We start from the raw sequence: 22784 nt of genomic DNA on the forward strand, positions 1-22784 counted from the left end.
GAGGCCGCTCCCGCTTGGGAGCCGGGAGCGGCGCGACTGACTTACTTGACGTTCTTGACGAATTCCGTCGTGTAGGTCTTGGAAAGGTCGATCTGCTTGCCCTTGACGTTCTTGGAGAACTCCGACAGCACGGCAAGCACGGTCTTCGGACCATCTTCCGGCATGACGCCGTCGGGCGTGAACATGCCTTTGCTCTCTTCGAGAGCCTTGATATAGCCGTCCTTGTCGCCGACGTAGAAATCCTTCGGCATCTTGTCGGCAATTTCGGCGGCCGAATGCGTGTTGATGTATTTCAGCGTTTTGACGAAGGCGTTGGCGAGCTTCTGCGCCTCTTCCTTGTGTTCCTCGACCCAGGACGTTTCCATGTAGAGCGAGGCGGCCGGATAGGTGCCTCCGAGCGCCTGACGGGTCGCTTCAACCGTGCGCATGTCGACGAGAACGCTCGCTTCGCCGGTCTTGATCATGCGCGAGATCGTCGGCTCCGTCGTCATGCCGGCGTGGATCTGGTCCTGCTGCATGGCGGCGATGAAGGTGCCGCCGGCGCCGACCGGAATGGTGACGACGTCGCCGGGCTTCAGGCCGGCCTTCGAGGCCATGAAGAGGGTCAGGAAATTCGTGGACGAGCCGAGACCGGTGACGCCGAGGCTCTTGCCCTTGAAGTCGGCCGGCGACTTGATCTCCGGATGCTTGCTCGACACCATTTCGACTTCGCCCGGCGCCTGGCTGAACTGGACGATGGATTCGACGAACTTGCCCTTGGCCTGGAGATCCACACAGTGGTCGTAGAAGCCGACGACACCCTGGACGGCGCCTGCCAGCAGCTGGTTTTCGGCATCGACGCCGGCCGCTTCGTTCAGGAGCTCGACATCGAGACCCTCGTCCTTGAAGTAGCCGAGGGATTCGGCGAGCTTGGCGGGCAGATATATCTGCTTTTCATAGCCGCCGACCATGATGGTGATCTTGTCGGCCGCATGGGCGGCGCTGGTGGTCAGCGATGCCGCGGCCATGAGGGCGGAAAAAGCGACGGTGTGCAAAAGGCTGCGTGAAGAACGCATGGAAAACTCCTCCTAGTGGTTTACCCGCATCGTCGTCTCGCCACCTTTGACCCGTGTCTCCTCCACGATGCTGCCCTTTCCTATGACGCCGAAGCTTTCAACTAGCTTTCAGCCGCAGGCGGGTAGACAGCCCGTCCATGACGCATGGGGAATAGGGGCTGCGCAGCAGCCCTACAATAGACGTGATGACGCAATCGGCCAGCAGATTCGCCTGCTGCTGCCGGATGATGGCTTGGCCCCGTGATGCCCGAAGAGTTTGCGGCGCTTGCCGCCGCCCTCAGCTTGTAAAGCTGCGCAGATCCTTCAGCAGGTTGCGATATCGCGTTTGGCTGCCTACCAGATGCTCGCGCATGGCGTTGCGCGCCGCCTGATCGTCCCTATCGGAGATCGCGACGATAATCGCTTCATGTTCGCGATGGATGAGCTTGCGATAGGCGGTCTGCTCGGCGGTTCTGGTCTCCGGGACGAGCCTCGACTGCGGGATGATCGCCGAGCCCTGGGATTCCAGGAAGTGCTTGAACAGCGGATTGTTCGTCGCCTCGGCGATAGCGACGTGCAGTTCCAGGTCCGCCTCGCGGATGGATTTGTCCGTCTCGATGCAATGGAGGATTTTCCGGTGGCATTCGAAGATCGCCTCCTCCTGCGCCGGTGAACGGCGGAGCGCAGCAAGCCCCGCTGCCTCGATTTCGACGGGGGTGCGGATCTCGAGCACTTCGAGATCCGAAGCGACGCGGGCCTTGTCGACCTTCCGGCCCGACAGCGCCGGGTCGGGGCTGATCACGAAAATCCCGGCTCCCTGGCGCACCTCGACAAGCCCGTCGGATCGAAGCGCGGCGACGGCCTCGCGCACTACGGTTCGGCTGACGCTATGCGTTTCGGTGAGTTCATGCTCGCTCGGAAGCTTGTCGCCGGCGGCATACTGCCCGCTCAAAATGGCTTGCCGAAGGCTTTCGCCGACCCGTGAGACCAGCGACCCCGAGCCTCTGCCGCGATCCTTCCCCTGCATAGCCACGCCTTCACCCCGCATCGGCCTTGATCCGGATGCCGGCGGCATTCCGAAAATTATGATTCATCACACATGTATGACAAATTCTCCGATCTTTCAATGGCGAGCGGCAAGTCCTCACAACCTCCTGGTCGACTCCCCCCGCACGAATCTGGGGGTCAGGATGAAATCCCGCGGCGGCTCGGCGGCGGCTTCGGGACTTGAGATTCTTGCCAGCAGACGCTGCGCTGCCAGTTCGCCGAGCTTGTGCGCATCCTGCACCACCATGGTGATGCGCGGCGTGATGACGTTGCTCCAGGGCACGTCGTCGACCATCGCCAGCGATACGTCCTCTGGGCAGCGGAAGCCCATTTCCTGCATCACCTGCAGCGTCGCGAGCCCCATCATGTTGTTGGCGCCGATGATGGCGGTCGGCCGGTCGCGGCGGGTGAGCAGCCGCATCGCCTGCGTATGGCCGCCCGTCCTGGTATAGCCGCCCTCGGTGACCAGCGACGGATCGACATCGACGCCGGCGGCCGCCATCGTATCCATGAAGCCATTCAGGCGTTCATCGGCCGTGTGCAGGCCACTCGGACCGGAGATGAAGGCAATGCGCCGATGGCCGAGCTGCAGCAGGTGCTCGGTCAGGATGGTGGTCGTCAGCGGATTGTCGGAGCCGACGAAATCGCGCTCGGCACCTTCCACCTTCTGATCGAACATCACGATCGGCGTCTTGAAGTCGCGCAGGAACGCCGCGTATTCCGCGCCGTGGCCGTTTGTCGCCAGCGCAATGCCGGCGATCTTCTGGGCCTCCATCCGCTCCAGCAGCGCCCGTTCGAGATCAGCCCTGCCGGAGGAGTCGGCGATCAGGACGAAATAGCCACGGTCGAGCGCCTGATGCTCGATCTCGCGGCGGATATCGCCGAAGAACATGTTGCCGAGATTGGCCGACACGAAACCGATGAGCGAGCTGCGCCCGCGCGCCAGCGTCTGGGCCACCGGATCGATACGGTAGCCGGTGGATTTGATCGCCTGCTGGATGCGGTCGAGCGTCTCGGCGCCGACCCGTTTCGGGCTGTTGAGCGCGAGCGAGACGGTCGAGATCGAAACCCCCGCCAGGCGCGCGACATCTCGTATGGTCGTCATGTCTATCGAACCGGTTCTAAAGCTTTCTGTTTGTCAGATTTTAATGGCCTGCGCAACTGATCCCGCTCTTATGGTCCAACTTTTAGGTATTCGGCTGTATTTGGCGGTATCTCAATTTCAGCTTGACAGAGACAGTATCAAGAAAGATGATCAGTCACCGAACCGGTTCGATATGATGTCGAACCGGAAAAACAGGGAGGAGAAACCTGTGACGAGTTCGGAACGCCAGCCGGGCAAGCACGCCTGGTTCAGCCATGATCGCCTTGGCATGTTCATCCATTGGGGTCTTTATGCTCTGGGGGCGCGGCATGAGTGGTTGAAGAACCGCGAAGAGCTGAACGACGACCATTACCAGCGCTATTTCGAGAATTTCGATCCCGATCTCTACGATCCCAAGGCCTGGGCGCGCCGCGCCCGGCTTGCCGGCATGAAATATGTCGTGGTGACGACCAAACACCACGAAGGCTTCTGCCTCTGGGACAGCAAGGTCACCGATTACAAGGCGCCGAACACGCCCTGCGGCAAGGACCTGCTGACGCCGTTGGTCGAAGCGTTTCGGGCCGAGGGGCTGAAGATCGGCTTCTATTATTCGCTGCTCGACTGGCATCACCCCGATTTCCCGATCGACGTTCACCACCCCTTGCGCAACCACCCCGAGGCTGGCGCGCTGAATGCCGGTCGCAAGATCGCCAATTACGCCGCCTATATGCGCGAGCAGGTGCGCGAGCTTCTGACCGGCTTCGGCCGCATCGATATCATCTGGTTCGATTTCAGCTATCCCGGCCGCGAATATCGCGGCCTGCCAGGCAAGGGCCGCGCCGACTGGGAGAGCGAGCGGCTGCTCGAACTGGTGCGCGAGCTGCAGCCCGAAATCATCGTCAACAACCGCCTCGACCTGCCGCCGGGCAAGCTGCCCGACGTGACGACGCCGGAGCAGTATACGCCGCGGGTGGCGCCCGCCATCGCCAGTCAGGGTGTGCTTTGGGAAGCCTGCCACACCTTCAGCGGCTCATGGGGCTATCACCGCGACGAGGACAGCTGGAAGAGCCCGGAGCAGATCATCCAGCTACTGATCGATTCCGTCGCGCTCGGCGGCAACCTTCTGATGAATGTCGGCCCGACCGGTCGCGGTACCTTCGACGGGCGCGCCATCGCCGCGCTCGAGGTCTACCAGAACTGGATGGAGGTCAATGGGCGCTCGATCTACGGCGCCGGTCCCTCTGCATTTCCGGTGCCGGCCGGCTGCCGTTACACCCAGCGCGGCAACCGCCTCTATCTGCATGTCTACAACTGGCCTTACCGCCACATTCATATCGAGGGCCTCGCCGACAGGATCGCCTATGTGCAGTTCCTGCACGATGCCAGCGAAGTACGCTGGCTCAGCCACACCAGGGATGTGGACTCCAATATCGGCGTGATGGTGCCGGAGGGCATGATCACGCTCGAACTGCCGGTCCGGCGACCTGACGTTACCGTCCCGGTGATCGAGATCGTCCTCAAGGCGTGAACTCGGTCGCATCGCGTGTTCATTGCGTCATGGAGGGAGGAGAAACCCATGAAGGTTTTGAAGAAAACGCTTTTGCTTGCCGCAATCAGCGGCAGCCTCTTTGCCACAACAGCATCGGCCGAGCAGATCAACCTGACCTGGCAGATGTGGACCGGTTCCGAGGCCGATACCAAGGGCTGGCAGCACCTGGCCGACATGGTGACCGCCAAATACCCCGATATTAAAGTGACGCTGACGACGACCGGCTGGGTCGATTACTGGACGCGGCTGCCGGTGCTGGCGGCGTCAGGCCAGCTCGCCGACATCGTTTCCATGCAGTCGCTGCGCATGCCGAATTTCTATTCCTTGCTCGAACCGCTGAACGAACGGATCGAGGCGGATAAATTCGACATCGGCGCCTTTACGCCATCGATCATCGGCGGCATGTCGGTCGATAAGCAGCTTTATGGTCTACCCTATGACGTTGGTCCCTGGGTCGTCTATTATAACCAGGATGCGCTTGAAGCGGCAGGTATCCCGCTGCCGAAGCCGGGCTGGACGCTCGCCGAATTTACCGACGCCGCCAAGAAGCTGACGAAAGACGGCAAGTACGGCTTCGGGATCACTCCGCAGAACTATTCCGTCCTGGCGGCGGCTTGGGGTGATAAATATGTCAACGATGCCGGAGAGCTCGACCTTACCAATCCCAGCGCCATTGCCGCCGCCGAGAGAGTGATCGGCTTTCCCGCCAAGGATAAGATCGCGCCGCTGGTGCCGTCGAGCGCCGATGTCGGCACATTCATCCAGGGCCGGTTCAATTCGGGTAACGTCGCCATGTATGTCGACGGGCCCTGGTCGATCATCGGCATGAAGGACAAGGCCAAATTCAAGATCGGCCTCACGACCCTGCCGCGCGATGATGCCAAGGAACTGGCCGCGGTCACGGCCGGTTCCGGTTTCGGCATCGCCACGACGAGCAAGAACAAGGACGCGGCCTGGAAGGCGATCCAGGTGCTGACCAGTCCCGAGGCGCTGCAATATCTCGCCGAACAGGGCCGCGCGCTGCCGGCCCGCTCGGCCTCGCAATCCTCCTGGTACAAGGTGGCGGCCAAGGACATCACCAATGGCGGCGAGGCGCTCGATTATTCTTTGGCGCATTCGGTGCCCTATGTGATCACCAACAATTGGGCGGCGGTGGAAAACCTCTTCAACCAGTATTTCCCGCCGGCCTTCGGCGGCAGCGCCGACGCCAAGCAGACGATGGAGTCTATCCAGAGCCTCGCGCAGCAATAGAGCGCGGCGGCAGGAATTGCCGCGTATGGAGGAAGACATGTCGGACAGCGCCGTTGCCGAAATTACCCTGCAGACCGGTCAGCCACGGCGCTTCCTGAAGCCGGAGACGCAGACGGCCATGCTGTTCCTGCTGCCGAGTTTCCTCGGCTTCATGATCTTCATGGCGCTGCCAATCCTGGCGTCGCTGGCACTGTCCTTCACCAACTGGCAGCTGCTGACGACGCCGTCCTTCGTCGGCTTCCAGAATTATATCAAGCTCTTTACCGTCGATCCCGCTTTCTACACCATCCTCAGCAATACGCTGTTCTTCGCGGTGGAATATCTAGCGCTGAACATCATCGTCTCGCTGACGCTGGCGGTCTGGATATCGAGCCTCAAGCGCGGCAAAGCGATCTTCCGGGTGATTTTCTTCCTGCCGACCTTCACGCCGACGATCGCAGCCTCCGTGGTGTGGCTACTGATTTTCACCCCGGACGGGCTCGCCGACAGCGTCATCCGGTGGCTCGGCCTCGGCCTGCCGAATTTCCTGCTGAGTTCGAGCTGGGCGATGCAGGCGGTCGTGCTCGTCACGCTCTGGGCGAATGTCGGCTATAACGTCGTGATGTTCAACGCCGCGCTCGACCTGGTGCCGAAGCACTATCTCGAGGCGGCGATGATCGATGGGGCAGGGCCCTGGCGGCGCTTCTGGCGCATCCGCCTGCCGCTCATCTCGCCGACGGTCTTCTTCGCCACGGTGATGACGGCCATCACCTCTCTGCAGGTCTTCGACGAAATCTTCGCTATGACGCGCGGCGGTCCGGGCTCGGCGACGGCGACACTCGGCTTTGCCATCTACCAGAAGGGCTTCACCAATTTCCAGATGGGCTATGCCTCGGCGCTGGCCTGGGTGATGTTCGTCATGATCATGGGCCTCACCATCCTGCAGTTCCACATGCAGCGCAAATGGGTGCATTATGACGACTGAAGCGAGCTCACGACATCCGCATTCCGTCTCTGCGGGCCGGCGCCGCATCCTGCGGCGCATCGGCACTTTCTTCAGCTATGCCGGCCTATCGCTGGTCGCGCTGCTCTTCCTCTTTCCGTTCTTCTGGATGGTGTCGAACGCGGTGCGCTCGAATAACGAAGTGCTGACCGTGCCGGTGCGCATCCTGCCCGAGGAATATCAGTGGGGCAATTTCGTCGAGGCGCTGGTTTCGCTGCCCTTCGGCACCTTCCTGATGAATTCCTTCATCGTCGCGTGCGGTGTGACCGCAATCGTGATCGTGGTCTCCTGCCTGTCCGCCTATGCTTTCGCCCGCCTGCGGTTTCCCGGACGGGAAGGGCTGCTGCTCACCTATCTCAGCACACTGATGATCCCGCAGGTGATGTTGGTCATCCCGCTCTTCCTCGTCGTCAGCAAGTTCGGCTGGATCAACACCTATCATGGCATGATCCTGCCGGTCGCCTTCTCCTCCTTCGGTACCTTCCTGCTGCGGCAGTTTATTCTCGGCATTCCCAAGGATCTCGACGAGGCGGCGATGATGGACGGAGCGTCTCGCCTGCGCATCCTGGTTACCGTCATCGTGCCGCTTGCCATGCCAGCCATCGGCCTCTTGTCGCTCTTCACTTTCATCGCGCAGTGGAAGAGTTTTCTCTGGCCGCTGATCGCCACAAGCGGCCTCGACAAAGCCACGCTGCCGCTCGGCCTCACTCTGTTCCAGACGCAGCAGGGCACCTCCTGGAACTACATCATGGCCGGCGCGACAATATCGATGGTGCCGGGCGTCATTCTCGCGATCGTGCTGCAGCGGGTGATTTACAAGGGCATCACCGTCGGCTCCGGCTTCGGCGGGCGATGATACCTCGAAAACAAAGACGTGATGCCGTCGCAAGAATGCTTCAATCTAACCAGGAAAGGCTCTAACGCAACAAGAGAACGCCGCCGCCTCGAAAGGGCGGCGGTCGTGTCAGTGGCTTCCGGCTGTCGGAACGTGCGGCGTGCCCGTGATGCTTTTGCGGACATAGCGAACCGCGGTCCAGACGGCGAAGAACACGAGAGGGATGGCTCCGAGAACGGCGAGTTTCGTCACATGCGGATCGACACCCAGTGCGGAGATGCTCTCGAGGCATATCTTCGCCAGGCCAACGGTATAATAAGTGATGGCGATGACCGAGAAGCCTTCGACTGCCTGCTGGATATGCACCTGGATGCGCGCCCGCTCTTCCATCGATGTCAGCAGGGAGGCGTTCTGATCTTCGAGCTGAACCTGCACGGTGGTTCTGAGCAGATCTCCGGCCAGGCTGACGCGTTCGGCCAGTTCGTCGAGGCGCCGTTCCGCCGCATAGACCGAGCGGACAGCCGGTTGGAAGCGCCGGTCGATGAACGTACCCAGCCTTTGCCTTTGCTCGACCCGCTCTTCTCGAAGCTCCGACAGCCTGCTCGCCACGATCTCGGCATAGGCTTTCGTCGCGCCGAAGCGGTGGCGGGCGAGCGCCGAGAAGTTGAGCACATCAGAGGAGAGCCTCGTCACCTCCGACAGCAGCGCCTTGTCGACTTTGACGGCGCTCTGCATATGGACGATCAGGAGATCGAGGCGCTGGTCAAAGGCGGAGAGCTTCGACACGGTCTCGCGCGCCATCGGCAACGCCAGCAGCGCCATCATCCGATATGTCTCGATTTCCAGGAAACGCCGGACCATGCGGCCGGTGCGATAGGCGTTAAGATTGTGGTTGAAGAACAGGAACTCGAGGAAGCCGCTATCGGTCAGTCGAAAGTTCGAATGCACCTCGGCGTCGCCGCCGCCGACCCGCGAAGCGACATAGTCGAGCTTGGGTTTTTCCAGGGTGCGCCCGTCCTTTTCGTCACGCACCAGCACGCGCACGGCGGCTATGACCTTTCCGCCAATCCGGCTGCAGCAGGCTCGAAAGGCTTCCGGCGGGTTGCTGCCGGGTTCGGTCGATGCCGGCACGACGAAAGTGAGGGTGAGGAACTCGGTATGGGCTTCCCATTTCAGCCGGCCGTCGCCGACGCGGCCGATGCCGTGGTTGCCCTCGCCGGTCGTGGTCACATCTTCCAATCCCGGCAGCGAACCGGGCAGCGAAGGAGGGCCATTCTCGCCGACGATGGCGACGTGCCAGACATCGGTATCGCCATCGAAATAAAGCGACGGGCGCGCATGGAGCTCGTTGTGAAGTTCCCTTCGCAGCGGATGCTCGGAGCCGAGTGGCATGGAGATGCACCTCAATGGGCTGGACTGCCGCCGGTTTGCCGGCTTCAGTAAGTTGAGCCTGACGCCGGCGCGCCGCGCAGGCCGACACGCCTATAGCCGCTCGCGAAGTCCGTGTCACGACGCCAAAGAGCCATCCCTCCTATCCGCGCGAATCTGCCGCGGGCGGGTAGCTGATCGTCAGAGGCGGCCAAAAACGATCAGCCACGGCCTGTTGCGAGGCCGTGGCTGATGCAGCGCGCAATCTGTGGGAGACAGGCGCGGCCGGTTACTTGTTGGCGGCGAGCGCCACGTTGACCTTGTCGACGTCTGCGCTCATCGCCTTGAAGGTGTCTTCAAGGGAAAGTTCGCCGACGATCAGCTGGCTCATCCGCTGGACGATGAGCTGATAGATGGCGGAGGAGCCCTTGAGGCGTTCGAGGTCGCGGGCTGCCTTCGGCGCGCTGTTGCGGGCCGCGAGGAAGACGGCCATGGCGTCCTTGGCGTTCTTGCTCTCGAGCTTGTACTGCGGGTCCTTGATGTCGGCGCCGGTCAGGATGACGTAGTTTTCGGCGATTTCACGCTGGATCTTTTCAGAACCGAGGAACTCGATGAAGGCGGCGACAGCTTCAGGATGCTTGGTGCGCTTGAAGCCGACGATCGCGGTACCACCAGGCATCGCGTAGCAGCCGGCATCACCGCAGGGTGCGCTGATCGCCGTCCAGTCGAAGGCGTCGCCGATCTTCTTCTGGAACGGGTTGACCATCCAGTTGCCGGCGAGATAGGTCACGACATTGCCGTTGACGAACTCGTCACCCATGTTCTTGTACTGGGTTCCGCCGGCCGCACCCCACATTTCCTTCGGGAAAGAGCCGTCCTTCGTCCAGTTGTAGAGATCGGTGATGTAGCGCTTGGCGGCATCGTCGGGGAACGAGAACTTGCCGTCCTTGACGTAGTTGGAGCCGTAGGAGAAGGCCGCGCCGGAGAAGCGGTGGCCCGAGCGGTCCATCGTGAAGGGGATCTGGGCGCCGGTTGCCTTGGCGACACGTGCGGAAGCTTCGACGATGTCCTTCAGCGTGGCGGTCGGTTGCGGAAGCGGTTCCTTGGCCTGTTCGAACAGCGTCTTGTTGACGAAGGGCAGGTTGAAGGTTTGCGACGCGACATAGCCGTTGATCGAATTCGGATCATTGACGCCCGGGAAACGAAGCGTGTTCAGGCTGTCGCCGTGGAGCTTGGCGAAACCATCCGGGTCTTTCATCAGCGGCCGCATGTCGAGGTAATAGGGCGCCAGCTGCCAGTCGGTGATCTTGGCGACGTCGGGACCTTCGCCGATGGCAAGCTGCACCGGCAGCTGCTTGGCGACGGCATCGTAACCCGACGAGACGAAATTCACCTTGATGTCGGGATGCGCCGTCTCGAATTCCTTGCTCAGCGCTTCCATCCGCTCGACGTAAGCCTGGTCGTCGTCGGTGAAGAGAAAGGTGATCGTCTGGGTTTCGGCCATGGCCACGCTGGACCAGGCGAAAAAAACGGTGGCCAGCGCCAGTGCGAAAGCCCCTGAGAGATAGGTTTTCATTTTCATCCTCCCATGAAAACATTTTCATCAATCGCGGCAAAAGCCATCGATAAGTGAATTTCATATACTTGACATTCGTTCCGTCAAGCTATTTTCTAAGCGAATAGCGATGTTTTTGAGCAATTTTCAGAAATAACGCGTCAAAATCACCTAATGAAAATATTTTTATAGGATTGCGGAGGAGGCGATCTGTGAAAACGGAAAGCATCAAGCAGCCGGACGACTCGGCGCCAGCCTACAGCGTGGCCGAGGGGCAAACGATCACGGCATGGGCCGTTTCCGCCCTCATCGAGCGCTCTTTTCCCGGCGAGCCGGCCCCGGCCGAAGATCGCGTGAACTATCGTTTCATCAACGGTTTCGTCGATGTCGGCGACCTGCCGTGCCGCAAGGCCTTCTGGTCCAGCATGGTCGGGCGGGCGCTGGAGCCGGACACGTCCTGGCCGACCGAAAGCCTCTATCTTCCCGGTTCGAACCGGCGCGTCGAGTTTACCAGCTTCTGGCATGTGCCCACGCATGTGCGGCGATGGCTCAAGGGCACGTTCAGGACGGAAGCCCCGCGCGCACTCAAGCTCGCGCTGAAGACCTGCGGCGGCGTCCGCATCTGGGTCAACGGCGAAGAGGCTGTGCGTTTCGAGCCGTTCAACCGCAACACCGAGAACGCAACCGAGATAGTGCTGCGGCTCGAGGCCGGCGACAACGAAATTCTCGTCCATACCGAAGACCTGGCCGAACGCGACACCACTTGGTTCTTCGAGCTCGAAATGCTGGACAAGGAGCCGCTCTGCGTGCTGCTGCCGGTCGCGCTCGATCAGGACGAGGTGCGCGAGCTGGAAGCGCTTTCGCGTGGCGTGCGCCCGGCCCGCGACGTCTTCGTCAATCAGCCGCTGGAGATCATCTTCGACACGGCGCCCGAGCGCGACCTGCCGGTCGAACTCAAGGTCGTCGGCCATGGCCATGAGCGGCCGGTTCTCGCCCATTCGAAACTAACGCTGCGTGCCCATCAGGGCCGTCTGATCGCCGAGGATGTCTGCGGCATTGCGGACGGTTATCATGGCATCCACATGACGATCGGCTCCGGTCCTGGCTCCGTCACCCGCGTCATCGATGCCGCCTTCATGAGCAGCATCTCGCCATTGCCGGCAGAGGCGTCGCTTTCCGCCCGCAAGCGCCAGGCGCTGGAATATAGCGCCCGCTTCGGCGCCAACCGCGCCGGGCGCCTCATCGCGATGATGGAAACCGGCCATACCGACCAGGAAAGCTTCGACCGCATCGTCGATGCGACGCTCGCCTCGATCGATGCGCGGGAGGATTGCTCGGACTTCATCATGGTCCCGCTCTTGTGGCTTCTCGGCGCCTATGGCGACCGCATGCCCGAGGCGACGGTCGAGCGCATCCGCCGTTCCGTTCTCTCCTACCGCTACTGGGTCGACGAGCCCGGCAATGACGCGATGTGGTTCTGGAGCGAGAACCATGTGCTCTGCTTCCATACCAGCCAGCTGCTGGCGGGGCTTCTTCTCCCCGATGCGGTGTTCTCCGCCTCCGGACGGACGGGACGACAGCAAGCGGAACTTGCCGTCGAGCGGCTCGGGCACTGGTTCGACAGCGTCGAGGCGCATGGCCTGGCGGAGTGGAATTCGGCCGCCTATTACCCGATCGATTTCATCGGCCTGCTGGCGCTGGAGCGCTGGGCGGAGAGCGGGATTGCCGATCGCGCCCGCGGCCAGATCGATCTCATCTTCCGCATGATCGCCCTTCATACGCTGGCCGGTGTTCCGGCCGGCTCGCAGGGCCGCGCCTACGACAAGGAACTGCGCGCCGGCCCGCTGACCGAGCTTGCACCCTTCGCCCAGGTCGCTTTCGGCACCGGCTGGCTGAACAATGGGGTGGCGGCGCTGACGATGTTCTGCGCCGGCGGCTACGAGCCGCCGGCCGATCTCGCAGAGCTTGCAGCCCTTCCCAGGGGTAGAAGCGTCGAGGCACGCTACAGCCAGGGGCTGGAGAGCGGAAAGCTCGTGCTGTTCAAGAACGAGGCGGCGCAGCTTTCGACGGTGGTCGATCACAAGACCGGCCGGAAGGGTCACCAGCAGCACGTCCTCGACATCAGGCTGGCCGGCCATCCGATGGCGAGGTTGTGGGTCAACCATCCCGGCGAGGACGATCCCTGGGGCAATCAAAGACCGTCCTACTGGGCCGGTAACGGCATCCTGCCGCGGGTCGCCCAGCATCGCGATGTCGCCCTGCTGATCGAGGACACAAGCGACGCGCGGCATGCATGGACGCATGCCTATATCGGCCGCGACGGTCTCGACGATCTCATCGTCGAGGACAAATGGCTGATCGCCCGGTCGGGCCGGGGATTTTCCGCTCTTTGGGCCTCGAACGGCCTGGAACTGATTACCGAGGGGCCGACCGCCGGCCGCGAGGCGCGCTCCTATGGGTCGCTCTGCGGCTGGGCGGCCATCGTCGGATGCGGCAATGGCGACGCCTTCAAGGCCTTCCTCGAACGCCTGTGCCAGACGACGGTTGCCTTCGATCCTTCGCTTCGCCAGCTAAAGCTGACGCCGCCCGGCGGCCCGGCGCTCTCTCTTTCCTATGCCGACGGTCTTTCGATCGGCGGCAAGCCCCGGCCGTTCACGCATGATCAGCCGCACCCGATCCTCACCCACGACAGTGCGGCGTCCGGCGCCGGCACTGACGGACCCTTCTACTCCTGAAACATAGGTCTCCAGCATGAACACAGCATCTGTCGATAACGCCGCCCTCCTGACGACGATCGATCGCGTGGCAACGGCCTTCAGCCGGCTCAGAGGCATCAAGGAAGGTCTCGTCAGTGGAAGCGCCACCTCCGGGATCCAGTTCGACGAGTGGGACTGGGAAGTCGGCGTCGGCCTCTACGGATTCCTCCGGCGCGCGATTTCCACCAATGACCAGAAGGCGCTGCAGGAGCTCGTCGTCTGGTACAGCGGCCAGATCGAACGCGGGCTGCCGCCACGCCAGATCAACAGCACGGCGCCGATGCTGCCGCTGGCGATCCTCGTCGAGCATGTCGATCGTCCGGATTTCCGCGCCCTCGTCGAGGACTGGGCCGAATGGCTGATCAAGGAACTGCCGAAGACGGAGGAGGGCGGCTTCCAGCACGTCGTCAAGGAACGCCTCAACGACGGCGAGTTGTGGGACGACACGCTGTTCATGGCCTGCCTGTTCCTCGCGCGCGCCGGCGTGCTCTGCGAGCGCAACGACTGGATCGACGAGGCCGTCTATCAGTTCGTCATCCACACGCGCTATCTCTCCGATCCGGTCAGCGGGCTCTGGTATCACGGCTGGACCTTCAACGGCCGGCACAATTTCGCCAAAGCTTTCTGGGCGCGCGGCAATGCCTGGATCACCGTGGCCATCCCGGAACTCTTCGATCTCGTGCCGACCCTCGGCGAGAAGGACCGGCGCTTCCTGTCGAACGTTCTCGTCAGCCAGGTGCGCTCGCTGAAGGCATATCAGCGGCCGGACGGCATGTTCACGACCTTGCTGGACGACCCGTCCTCGCCGCTCGAAACCTCGGCCACGGCGGGAATCGCCTACGGCATTTTGCGCGCTATCGATGCCGGCATTCTCGGCGAGAGCGACAAGGTCCATGCCGAGCGCGCGCTGAAGGCCGTGCTGGCGCAGATCGACGAAGAGGGCGTCGTCAACGGCGTTTCGGACGGCACGCCGATGGGCCATGACCTCGATTTCTACAGGCGCATCCCGAACCTGCCGACGCCCTACGGTCAGGCACTGACCATGCTGCTGCTGACCGAAGTCCTTATCGAGAGCGGCCGACGCCAATGAGTGCCACCTCCCTCGTCGCGATTGAGGCGCTCGAAGGCGACAATACCGGCCGCGTGCAGGCGGCGATCGACGATCTCTCGGCTTCCGGCGGCGGACGCCTGGAGCTGCTGGCGGGCATCCACCTCTGCCGGGGGCTCCAGCTCCGTTCGGGCGTCGAACTGCATCTGACCGCCGGCGCAATCCTGCGTCCTGTTCCCGACTATGAGGCTTACGCGCATACGATTGTTTCGGTGATCGCCGAGAAGTCGGATCGCGGCATGATCGTCGCCAAGGGTGAGCGGCGGATCAGCCTGACGGGGCCGGGGCGCATCGAGGCCGGCTGCGAGAGCTTCATCATCGGTGACGACGAGACGGTGGGGACCTTCATTCCGGCGGAATTCCGCCCGCGCGTCGTCGTCTTCGAGAGCTGCGGCGAGGTCGAGATTAGCTCGCTGAATATCAGCCGTTCGCCGATGTGGACGCTGCACTTCGTCGACTGCACCGATGTCGCGGTCCGCAACGTCACCATCGAAAACGACCGTCGCCTTCCCAACACGGACGGCATCGTGCTCGATGCCTGCCGCGGCGCCGTCATCGAGGACTGCACGATATCGACGGCCGACGACGGCATATGCCTGAAGACCAGCATCGGCCCGCAGGGTGTCGCCATAGGGCGGTGCGAGAATATTCTTATCCGCCGCTGCTCCGTTCAGAGCCTCAGCTGCGCGCTGAAGATCGGCACGGAAACGCATGGCGACGTTAGCAATGTCGTCTTCGAGGATTGCAGCGTCTCATCCTCCAATAGGGCGCTCGGCATATTTTCGCGCGACGGCGGCCGGATCTCGAATGTGAGGTTTTCGCGGATTTCGGTAGAATGCCGCGAAACGCTCGACGGTTTCTGGGGCTCGGGGGAGGCGCTGACCGTCAATGTCGTCGACCGTGTCGCTAAACGTCCGGCAGGCGCCATCGAAAACCTCATTGTCGAGGACATTACCGGGCGCATGGAGGGGGCGATCACCGTCATCTCGACTTCGCCCGCCGGCATCCGCAATGTATCGCTGTCGCGCATCGGCATAGACCAGCGGCCCGGCGAACTCGGCACCGCGCAGTCTTACGACCTGCGCCCGACGAATGCCGATCTCGCGCCGAAGGCCGAGGGCGGCGGCCGCGCCAATGCCTGGACGCGCGGCGCGGACGGGCGGGTAATCGGCCTGCAGAACTATCCCGGCGGAATGCCCGCCGTCTACGCGGCTGATGTCACCGGGATCTTGATGAACGAGGTGCGGATCACAAGGCCGACACCGCTGCCGCAAGGCTGGAACGCAATCGACGTCGTCTTCGAAACGGCGGCACCCGATGGGAGTGGGGCATGGCAGAACTGAAACTTTCCACCGTTAACAAGTCGTATGGCTCCGTCAAAGTGCTGCATGACGTCGATCTCGATATCAAGGACGGCGAGTTCGTCGTCTTCGTCGGCCCATCGGGCTGCGGCAAGTCGACCCTGCTGCGCGTCATTGCCGGCCTCGAAGAGGTCACGTCGGGCGCAATTGCGATCGGCCGCCGCGATGTCAGCGCCCTTTCGCCGGCCGAGCGCAAGATCGCCATGGTCTTTCAGTCCTATGCGCTTTATCCGCATATGAGCGTGCGCAAGAATCTCGCTTTCGGCCTGGAGAATCTGAAGTTCAAGCGCGCTGAAATCGACGCTCGCATCGCCGAAGCCGCCAGGATGCTGGCGATCGAACCTTATCTCGACCGGCGCCCGAAGCAGCTTTCCGGCGGTCAGCGCCAGCGCGTGGCGATCGGCCGGGCGATCGTGCGCGAACCGGATATTTTCCTCTTCGACGAGCCGCTTTCCAATCTCGATGCGGCGCTGCGCGTCCAGACCCGGGCGGAGATCACTAAGCTCCACCGCGAGATCAAGACGACGATGATCTATGTGACGCACGACCAGGTCGAGGCGATGACGATGGCCGACAAGATCGTCGTGCTGCGCGCCGGCCGCGTCGAGCAGGTCGGTGCGCCGCTCGAACTCTTCGACCATCCGCGCAATCTCTTCGTAGCCGGTTTCCTCGGCTCACCGCGCATGAACATCGTCAAGGGCAAGGTCGCAGCCATCGGCGAGAGCGGCGTTGCCATTGATGTCGTCGGCGGCGGCAGGATCGTCAGCGATGTCGATCCCAAGGGCATCACGGTCGGCCAGGAGGTGCTTGCCGGCATAAGGCCCGCGCATTTCTCCCGTTCCGGCGAAAAGGGCCTGCCGTTCATCGTCCAGTATCACGAGGGACTCGGCACCGAGACCTATGTCTACGGCAATCTTGCCGGGCAGGAGGAGCAGATCATCATTCATGAAGCCGGCCATTTCGCGCCCATTCAGGGTGACCGGATCATGATCGATGCCGATCCGGCACGCGTTCATCTGTTCGAGCCCGAAAGCGGGCTGGCTTTTGCCCGCCGATCCGGACAGGGGAGGCGCTGACCATGGCTGCGGCTGCATTGCTCTCCCAGGCGGGCGACACGGCGATGAGGGTGGTTGAAGCTCCGATGAATGCGTTCGAACGCCTCTTCGGCCGCAAGCGCATGCCCTGGCTGTTCCTGGCGCCGAACCTCGTTCTGTTCGCCATCTTCACGTTTCTTCCGATCGCCATCGCGGTCGGTTACGCCTTCACCGGCGGCACCAATCTCTTCGTCTCGGAGCGGCCCTTCGTCGGCTTCGACAATTTCCGCGCCCTGCTGTCCTGCGGCAATTATCTGCAGCCGGGCACCTGCCAGGAATCGCTGTTCTGGACGGCGGTGTGGAACACGCTCTGGTTCGTCGCATTGAACGTCATCGCCACTTTGCTGGTGGCGCTGATCACGGCGCTGATCCTCAACAGGGCAATCTTTGCGCGCGGCTTCTTCCGAGCGATGTTCTTCTACCCCGTTCTCTTGTCGCCGGTCGTCATCGGCCTGATCTGGAAGTGGTTCCTCGACCGCAACGGACTGCTGAACGCTTTCTTTCAGATGATTGGCGTGCCTCCTGAAATTTTCCTGCTCGATGTCGGCTGGTCGCGCTTCTTCGTCGTCGTGGTCTCCGTCTGGTTCCATATGGGCTTTTACACGCTCATCCTGCTTGCCGGTCTCCAGGCGATCCCGAAGGAACTCTATGAGGCCGCCTCAATCGACGCCGCCTCGCCGCGCCGTATGCTGTTCAGGATCACGCTGCCGCTGCTTGCGCCGAACCTGCTCGTCGTATTCATCCTTCTGATGATCAAGTCAGTGCAGATCTTTGACGAAGCTTGGGTTCTGACGAATGGCGGCGGTCCTGGCACGGCCAACAGCTTCATCGTCCAATATATCTACCAGATGGCCTTCAGCAGCGATCTTCGCCTTTTCGGCCTTGCCTCGGCCGCTTCGGTTCTGATGGGGCTGGTGCTTCTGGTTCTCACCCTCATCCAGCTGCGCCTGGGCAAGCGAATGGAGTCTTGAGATGAACAGATCTTTGAATCCGATCAGCTTCATGACGCGCACGCGCCGGGCCGGACGCATCGACATCACCGACATCCTGTCGTGGGTCTGGTTGATCGGCGGCACGCTCGCCGTGCTCGTTCCGGTGCTCTGGGCCGGCCTCTCCTCGTTGAAGCCGGCGGCCGAAATCACCCGCTTTCCGCCGACGCTGCTGCCGCGCGCCGCCGTGGAGCAGACAGTGCCCGGCTTCGACAAGCCGCTCAGCCTTTGGCAAGTCACGATCGACGGCCAACCGCGTGAGATGGCGATGGTCCGGCGCATCGGGCTCAAGGCCCAGATGGTCGATCCGGCAAATCCGGGACAGCCGGTCAGCGTCGACGTCAAGGGGATCACGCCGGTGCAGCACATGACCGTTGCCACCGAAAACTACACCGATCCGCTGACGCGCTTCAACTTCCTGACCTTCCTCAAGAATTCGGTGTTCGTCACCGTCGTTGCGACGCTTCTGACGCTGATCGTCAACGCCATGGCTGCCTTTGCCCTGTCGAAATACAAATTTCGCGGCGACACAACGGTTTTCGTCATCATCATCTCGACGCTGATGATCCCGCTCGCCGTGGTCATGGTGCCTGCCTATCTCGTCATCGTCGGAGTGGGGCTTGCCGACAACCTCTGGGGCGTCATCCTGCCGACCATCGCTTCTCCCACAGCCGTCTTCCTGCTGCGGCAATATATGCTGACCATTCCGGACGAACTGATCGAAGCGGCGCGCGTCGATGCCGCGAGTGAATTCTGCATCTTCTGGCGCATCATCCTGCCGCTGACGGCGCCGGCTCTCGCGGTTCTCGCGATCTTCTCCGTGCTCTGGCGCTGGAACGATTTCCTCTGGCCGCTGATCGTCCTCAACAGCCGCGAGAATTTCACCCTGCAGGTGGGCCTCAACGCCTTCCAGGGCGAGTTCTCGGTGCAGTGGCACTATATCCTGGCCATGACCTTCCTCAGCCTGCTGCCCGTGACCGTGGTGTTCCTGTTCCTGCAGAAATACATCACGACCGGCATCGCCGGCACGGGGATGAAGTAGGCGAAGCTGGCGCACGGGCGTCGCAGCCGCAACGCTTGCCGGCGAGGCAGATCGCCTTCAGGCAGAATTCGACATCGGCACCATTGCGCGGGTAGAGCTATGGCCTCCCGCTTTCGACAGGAGCGATTCAGGCTCGATCGCCTGAGCCGCTTCAAATGTTGTGTGAGGCAATGCCCGCAACGGGTACCCTGCCGCGGGCGAAATATCACAAAACGGTTTCGAAGAGGGGGATCAAGGCCGCACCGATTGCGCCGGGGGCATCGATGATCTGCGCCACGGCAAGCCGCGGAACGTCGCGCAATGCGCCGTGCCGAGGCAGATTATTGAATTCGGTCCGTTCGATCAGCATTCTTGCGAGTGAATGCGGAAGCTCGCCGCCCAGCACGATCAAAGCCGGGTCGAAGATCGCGCAGATCGCATTGATGGCCCGATTGTGGGCCGGCGTGACACGGCCGACCCACTCCTCGACGCCGTCCCAATCCACCAGGTTTTCGTTCTTCAGGTCCTTCAGGGTCAGCCCCAGCCGCCCCTTGGTGCGAAGATGTTCGAGCAGTTGGTTGAGAGCGGGTCGATCGTCGTAATCCTGACGCCCGAAGAGAACGGAGAATTCCCCGGCGTTTCCGAAGCTGCCGCGGAATGGCATCCCCCCGCAAACTAGGCCGCCGCCATAGCCATGAAGATGGGCGATATAGGCGAAATCGGCGACGTCACGGCCGACGCCGAAGATCGCTTCCGCCAAGGCAGCGGTCCTGGCGACATTGTCAGCCCAGACCGGCAGACCAAGGCGCTCTCCAAGCAGGGGGGCAAGGTCGATCAGCGACCAATGGGCGAGCGGCAGCGGACAGTTGAATGCCGTCTCCAGCATGCGGTGGCCGGCGACTGCCAGGCCAACGCCGAGAACATCGCTTCGTCCGGCGCCGCGACGGGCAAGAATGTCTTCGACCGCCGCCTCTATTCGCTCCAGCTCCACGGAAAGTGAGGACCCAGCCTGCGGGATTTCCATATTCTCCAACGGCTCGCCGAAACCCATGAGGCAAAGGCCGATCGAACCCACGTTAATGGAGATGCCGAGCGTCAGACACCAGTCCCTTCGGAGCGTCAGTTCCGGACTCGGCGGTCCCGCGCGCCGATTTTCCGATTGGGAAAAGACGAGCATTCCCCGCTCATGAAGGCGTCCGACGATCCTATGCAGCGATTGCTGGGTCAGATCCAGCGGCTCGGTCAGATCGGAGCGCTCAATGCCGGGAGACTTCCAGATCAACCGCAAGAGGTCCCGTTCGTTGCGAGAAGCCACTCGTGCCGGTTGTGTGTCTCGCAAGAAATGTGCAGCGACATGGTTCAGAGGAACGTACTTCATTTTCCGATCATTTTGATTTACACTGTGAGTGTGAAGCAGGTGAAGGGGACGCTTTGCTTCTGCGGGGCAAGGAAGTCGTCCGTGGTTTCGCCGGTCATGCTTACCTCATCGAGATTGGTCATACCAGTCGAGATGACGAGTCATGTAGCAAGGGAAAAGAATCGAGTTGCATGGATTCATTGAGACCCGAGAATACGGTCCGCCTTGCAGAGCATGGGCGTTACGGTTTTGTGCCGACGCATGAAGGCACCAGCTTCGAATCGATGGTGCAGGCCTTTTCGGCAGGCTATGGGGTTTTCGGCGCCCAGCCGCTGAAAAACGAACGGAACTTTGCCTGGGCCGCGGATTTGAGAAGAACCGAGGCACTCACGACGGTTCATTCGGTCTATCAGAGCCCCTGGATAATCCGAACGCTTGACGAGAGCCCGCAACATCTCACCTTTTTCTTGCCGCACACCGGATCCTTTCGTGTGTCGATCGGCAGGAGAACGGTCGAAAGCGGCGCCGGTTACCTTCTTATGGCAAACAATCACGAGGCCGGCGATCGCGTCCTCCAGGGTGGCCCGCATCGCTCGGATGCTCTCTTCCTGGACTGGAAGGTCGTGAGGCAGGCGCTTACTTCGCTGGTGGAGACGCCGCTCTCCGAGTCGCTCGACCTGGAGCCCATTCTGGATCTCTCGACACAGGCCGGCCAACTCATCGGCAATCTGGTGCAGACGATTGTACAGGGTATGCGCGACGGTGGTCCGCTGCTGTCTTCACCCCTTGCGGCGGCAGCGATGAGCGAAACTCTCGCTCACCTGGTGATCCGATTCGCACGCCACCGTCTTTCCGATCGTCTCGAAAGGAAGAACGTGTCGCTGATCGCGCCTTGGCATGTCAGACGGGCCATCGAGTACATGCATGCCAATATCGCGGAACCTCTTACCATGACGATGGTCGCCGATGACGTCGGCGTTTCCCTTCGTGCGCTGCAAACGGGTTTCAAGGCCTTCCGGGGGACGTCGCCGGCAGGCTATCTCCGTACGATCCGGCTGCAGGCAGCCCGCGAGCAGTTGCGGGATCCGACGAATCAGCAATCTGTCCGCGAAATCTGCGCGATATGGGGGTTTGCTCATGCCGGCAGGTTCTCCATCGTCTATCGCAGCACTTTTGGCGAAAGCCCACGGGATACACGACTGCGGGCCGAGCGCTTGCGCTGATCTGAGCTTTGGAGTTCGAGCCCGACCTTACAGGCGGTTCAACCCGGCGGCGCTATGCTGCCGCGCAGGACGAGGTGGCATCCGAGTTCCAGGCGATGAGCCGGCCGCTGCGGATCGTTGGCGATCAGCCGCTGTTCGATGAGTGCGAGTGCCGCGGCGCCGAGCCTGTCCGTGGGGACGCTGATCGTCGAAAGCGGCGGGCGACTGAACTCGCCGGGGACGATGTCGTCGAAGCCGAGGACGGAAATCGCTTCGGGCACGCGGATGTCGCGATCGGCCAATGCCTTCAGGCAACCGAGGGCCAGATTGTCGGCCGCGCAGAAGACGGCGCTGGCGCCTTTCATCGTCGGATCGCGGTCGAGCAGCGCGTTGATGGCTGCCTCGCCGTGCCTGGGCTCATATCCCTCGGCCTCGACGATCATCTCCGCCGGCACCGGAAGCTGTGCCGCGAGAAAGGCATCGGAAAAGCCGTCATAACGGCGCTGGATGGTGGTGCGGCCCTTCCAGGTCAGGTGCAGGATGCGGCGATGCCCGAGCCCCAGCAGGTGCTCGATACCGAGCCGGGCGCCGAAGCGGTTTTCAGGGGTCACCGTATCGACCAGCATGGTCGGGTCCTCGCCATTGACGATGACGACGGGCATATCGGCGGAGGCGAGGCTGCGGATCAGTTCCGGCTGATCGTCGTTCAGGACCACGATGCCGTCGGCCCGCTCCGCCAGCGCGATCTGTCTGACCTGGGCACCGTCGATGCGCCGGCCGGTGCTGACGAAAGGCACGATCCGAATGCCGCGGCGTTCGCATTCCCTCCTGAGACCGTTGAGGATCGTCCAGCTCACCAGGTTGAGGTCGCTCTCCGGCGCAGCGTCATCAGGAATGGCGAGAAGCAGAACGTGCAGGGCAGCGATCGTCGCCTTTTTTCTCCGGCGGTCGAGGTAACCCAGACGTTTTGCCGAATCCAGAACCCTTTCGCGCACCTCGACCGTCAGCGGCGCGGTTCCGTTCAAGGCGTGCGAGGCCGTGCTCAGCGACACGTCGGCATCGCGCGCGACATCTTTAAGATTGACTTTGCGTTCCACTTTTTCCGTCACGAGTTCAGGTGGCGCCTTTGAAGGCACGAGCTAACTCGATGTTTTCACATAAAGACTTCAGAAAAGCTACGTGCCCCGCAGC

General features: G+C 62.0%; 18 protein-coding genes. 11 read left to right on the forward strand and 7 right to left on the reverse strand.

Going from position 1 to position 22784, the window contains the following annotated elements; all coding sequences use genetic code 11:
• Positions 1 to 41 precede the first annotated feature (41 nt).
• The 3 genes from N2597_RS28070 to N2597_RS28080 form a co-directional block, all read right to left on the reverse strand.
• Positions 42 to 1055: an ABC transporter substrate-binding protein gene (locus tag N2597_RS28070; RefSeq protein ID WP_077989087.1), complete on the reverse strand. Its 1014-nt coding sequence runs from the start codon at positions 1053 to 1055 to the stop codon at positions 42 to 44.
• A gap of 277 nt (positions 1056 to 1332) precedes the next feature.
• A complete protein-coding gene (locus N2597_RS28075; protein WP_077989088.1) occupies positions 1333 to 2061 on the reverse strand; it encodes a FadR/GntR family transcriptional regulator in 729 nt (242 codons plus the stop codon).
• Positions 2062 to 2178: 117 nt separating this feature from the next.
• On the reverse strand, positions 2179 to 3186 hold the full coding sequence (locus tag N2597_RS28080; RefSeq protein WP_077989090.1) for a LacI family DNA-binding transcriptional regulator: 1008 nt from the start codon (positions 3184 to 3186) through the stop codon (positions 2179 to 2181).
• Between the two features lie 208 nt (positions 3187 to 3394).
• On the opposite strand from N2597_RS28080, the gene N2597_RS28085 reads away from it, so the two are divergent.
• From N2597_RS28085 to N2597_RS28100, 4 genes are read left to right on the forward strand one after another with little or no spacing between them, the layout of a single operon-like run.
• Complete coding sequence (locus N2597_RS28085) at positions 3395 to 4693, forward strand: alpha-L-fucosidase (RefSeq protein WP_423228311.1); 1299 nt, start codon at positions 3395 to 3397, stop codon at positions 4691 to 4693.
• 48 nt (positions 4694 to 4741) lie between these two features.
• Complete coding sequence (locus tag N2597_RS28090; protein WP_040141860.1) at positions 4742 to 5965, forward strand: ABC transporter substrate-binding protein; 1224 nt, start codon at positions 4742 to 4744, stop codon at positions 5963 to 5965.
• A 37-nt stretch (positions 5966 to 6002) separates the two neighbouring features.
• Complete coding sequence (locus N2597_RS28095) at positions 6003 to 6929, forward strand: carbohydrate ABC transporter permease (protein ID WP_077989091.1); 927 nt, start codon at positions 6003 to 6005, stop codon at positions 6927 to 6929.
• Complete coding sequence (locus N2597_RS28100) at positions 6919 to 7803, forward strand: carbohydrate ABC transporter permease (RefSeq protein ID WP_040141855.1); 885 nt, start codon at positions 6919 to 6921, stop codon at positions 7801 to 7803. Before N2597_RS28095 ends, N2597_RS28100 begins: the two co-directional genes overlap by 11 nt.
• 108 nt (positions 7804 to 7911) lie before the next feature.
• On the opposite strand, the gene N2597_RS28105 is transcribed toward N2597_RS28100, so the two are convergent.
• Both N2597_RS28105 and N2597_RS28110 read right to left on the reverse strand, forming a co-directional pair.
• Positions 7912 to 9174, reverse strand: coding sequence for a DUF3422 domain-containing protein (locus N2597_RS28105; RefSeq protein ID WP_183602131.1), 1263 nt, complete (start codon positions 9172 to 9174; stop codon positions 7912 to 7914).
• Between the two features lie 265 nt (positions 9175 to 9439).
• Positions 9440 to 10726 carry an ABC transporter substrate-binding protein gene (locus N2597_RS28110; RefSeq protein WP_183602129.1) on the reverse strand — a complete coding sequence of 429 codons (1287 nt, stop codon included), beginning with the start codon at positions 10724 to 10726 and terminating at the stop codon, positions 9440 to 9442.
• Between the two features lie 191 nt (positions 10727 to 10917).
• Between N2597_RS28110 and N2597_RS28115 the strand changes: the two genes are divergently transcribed.
• The 6 genes from N2597_RS28115 to N2597_RS28140 are packed head-to-tail and all read left to right on the forward strand — an operon-like array spanning position 10918 to position 19055.
• A complete protein-coding gene (locus tag N2597_RS28115) occupies positions 10918 to 13440 on the forward strand; it encodes a hypothetical protein (protein WP_106796526.1) in 2523 nt (840 codons plus the stop codon).
• A gap of 16 nt (positions 13441 to 13456) precedes the next feature.
• Positions 13457 to 14551, forward strand: coding sequence for a beta-galactosidase BglB (bglB, locus tag N2597_RS28120; protein ID WP_183602127.1), 1095 nt, complete (start codon positions 13457 to 13459; stop codon positions 14549 to 14551).
• A complete protein-coding gene (gene pglB, locus N2597_RS28125; RefSeq protein ID WP_096770513.1) occupies positions 14548 to 15912 on the forward strand; it encodes a polygalacturonase PglB in 1365 nt (454 codons plus the stop codon). Before bglB ends, pglB begins: the two co-directional genes overlap by 4 nt.
• On the forward strand, positions 15900 to 17006 hold the full coding sequence (locus tag N2597_RS28130) for an ABC transporter ATP-binding protein (RefSeq protein ID WP_077989097.1): 1107 nt from the start codon (positions 15900 to 15902) through the stop codon (positions 17004 to 17006). The genes pglB and N2597_RS28130 overlap by 13 nt, the downstream gene beginning before the upstream one ends.
• Before the next feature lie 2 nt (positions 17007 to 17008).
• A complete protein-coding gene (locus N2597_RS28135; protein ID WP_077989098.1) occupies positions 17009 to 17995 on the forward strand; it encodes a carbohydrate ABC transporter permease in 987 nt (328 codons plus the stop codon).
• 13 nt (positions 17996 to 18008) lie between these two features.
• Positions 18009 to 19055: a carbohydrate ABC transporter permease gene (locus N2597_RS28140; protein WP_406549805.1), complete on the forward strand. Its 1047-nt coding sequence runs from the start codon at positions 18009 to 18011 to the stop codon at positions 19053 to 19055.
• Between the two features lie 205 nt (positions 19056 to 19260).
• Here N2597_RS28140 and N2597_RS28145 read toward each other — a convergent pair whose 3' ends face one another.
• Positions 19261 to 20412 (reverse strand): ROK family transcriptional regulator, encoded by a 1152-nt coding sequence (locus N2597_RS28145; protein WP_077989099.1) that lies wholly within the window; start codon positions 20410 to 20412, stop codon positions 19261 to 19263.
• A gap of 179 nt (positions 20413 to 20591) precedes the next feature.
• Here N2597_RS28145 and N2597_RS28150 point away from each other — a divergent pair, with 179 nt between their 5' ends.
• Entirely contained in the window at positions 20592 to 21614 is a 1023-nt protein-coding gene (locus N2597_RS28150) for an AraC family transcriptional regulator (protein ID WP_479725378.1), read from the forward strand.
• 38 nt (positions 21615 to 21652) lie between these two features.
• On the opposite strand, the gene N2597_RS28155 is transcribed toward N2597_RS28150, so the two are convergent.
• On the reverse strand, positions 21653 to 22690 hold the full coding sequence (locus N2597_RS28155) for a LacI family DNA-binding transcriptional regulator (protein ID WP_077989101.1): 1038 nt from the start codon (positions 22688 to 22690) through the stop codon (positions 21653 to 21655).
• Positions 22691 to 22784: the final 94 nt, after the last annotated feature.

Source organism: Rhizobium sophoriradicis (assembly GCF_025200795.1).
Taxonomy (GTDB): Bacteria; Pseudomonadota; Alphaproteobacteria; order Rhizobiales; family Rhizobiaceae; genus Rhizobium; species Rhizobium sophoriradicis.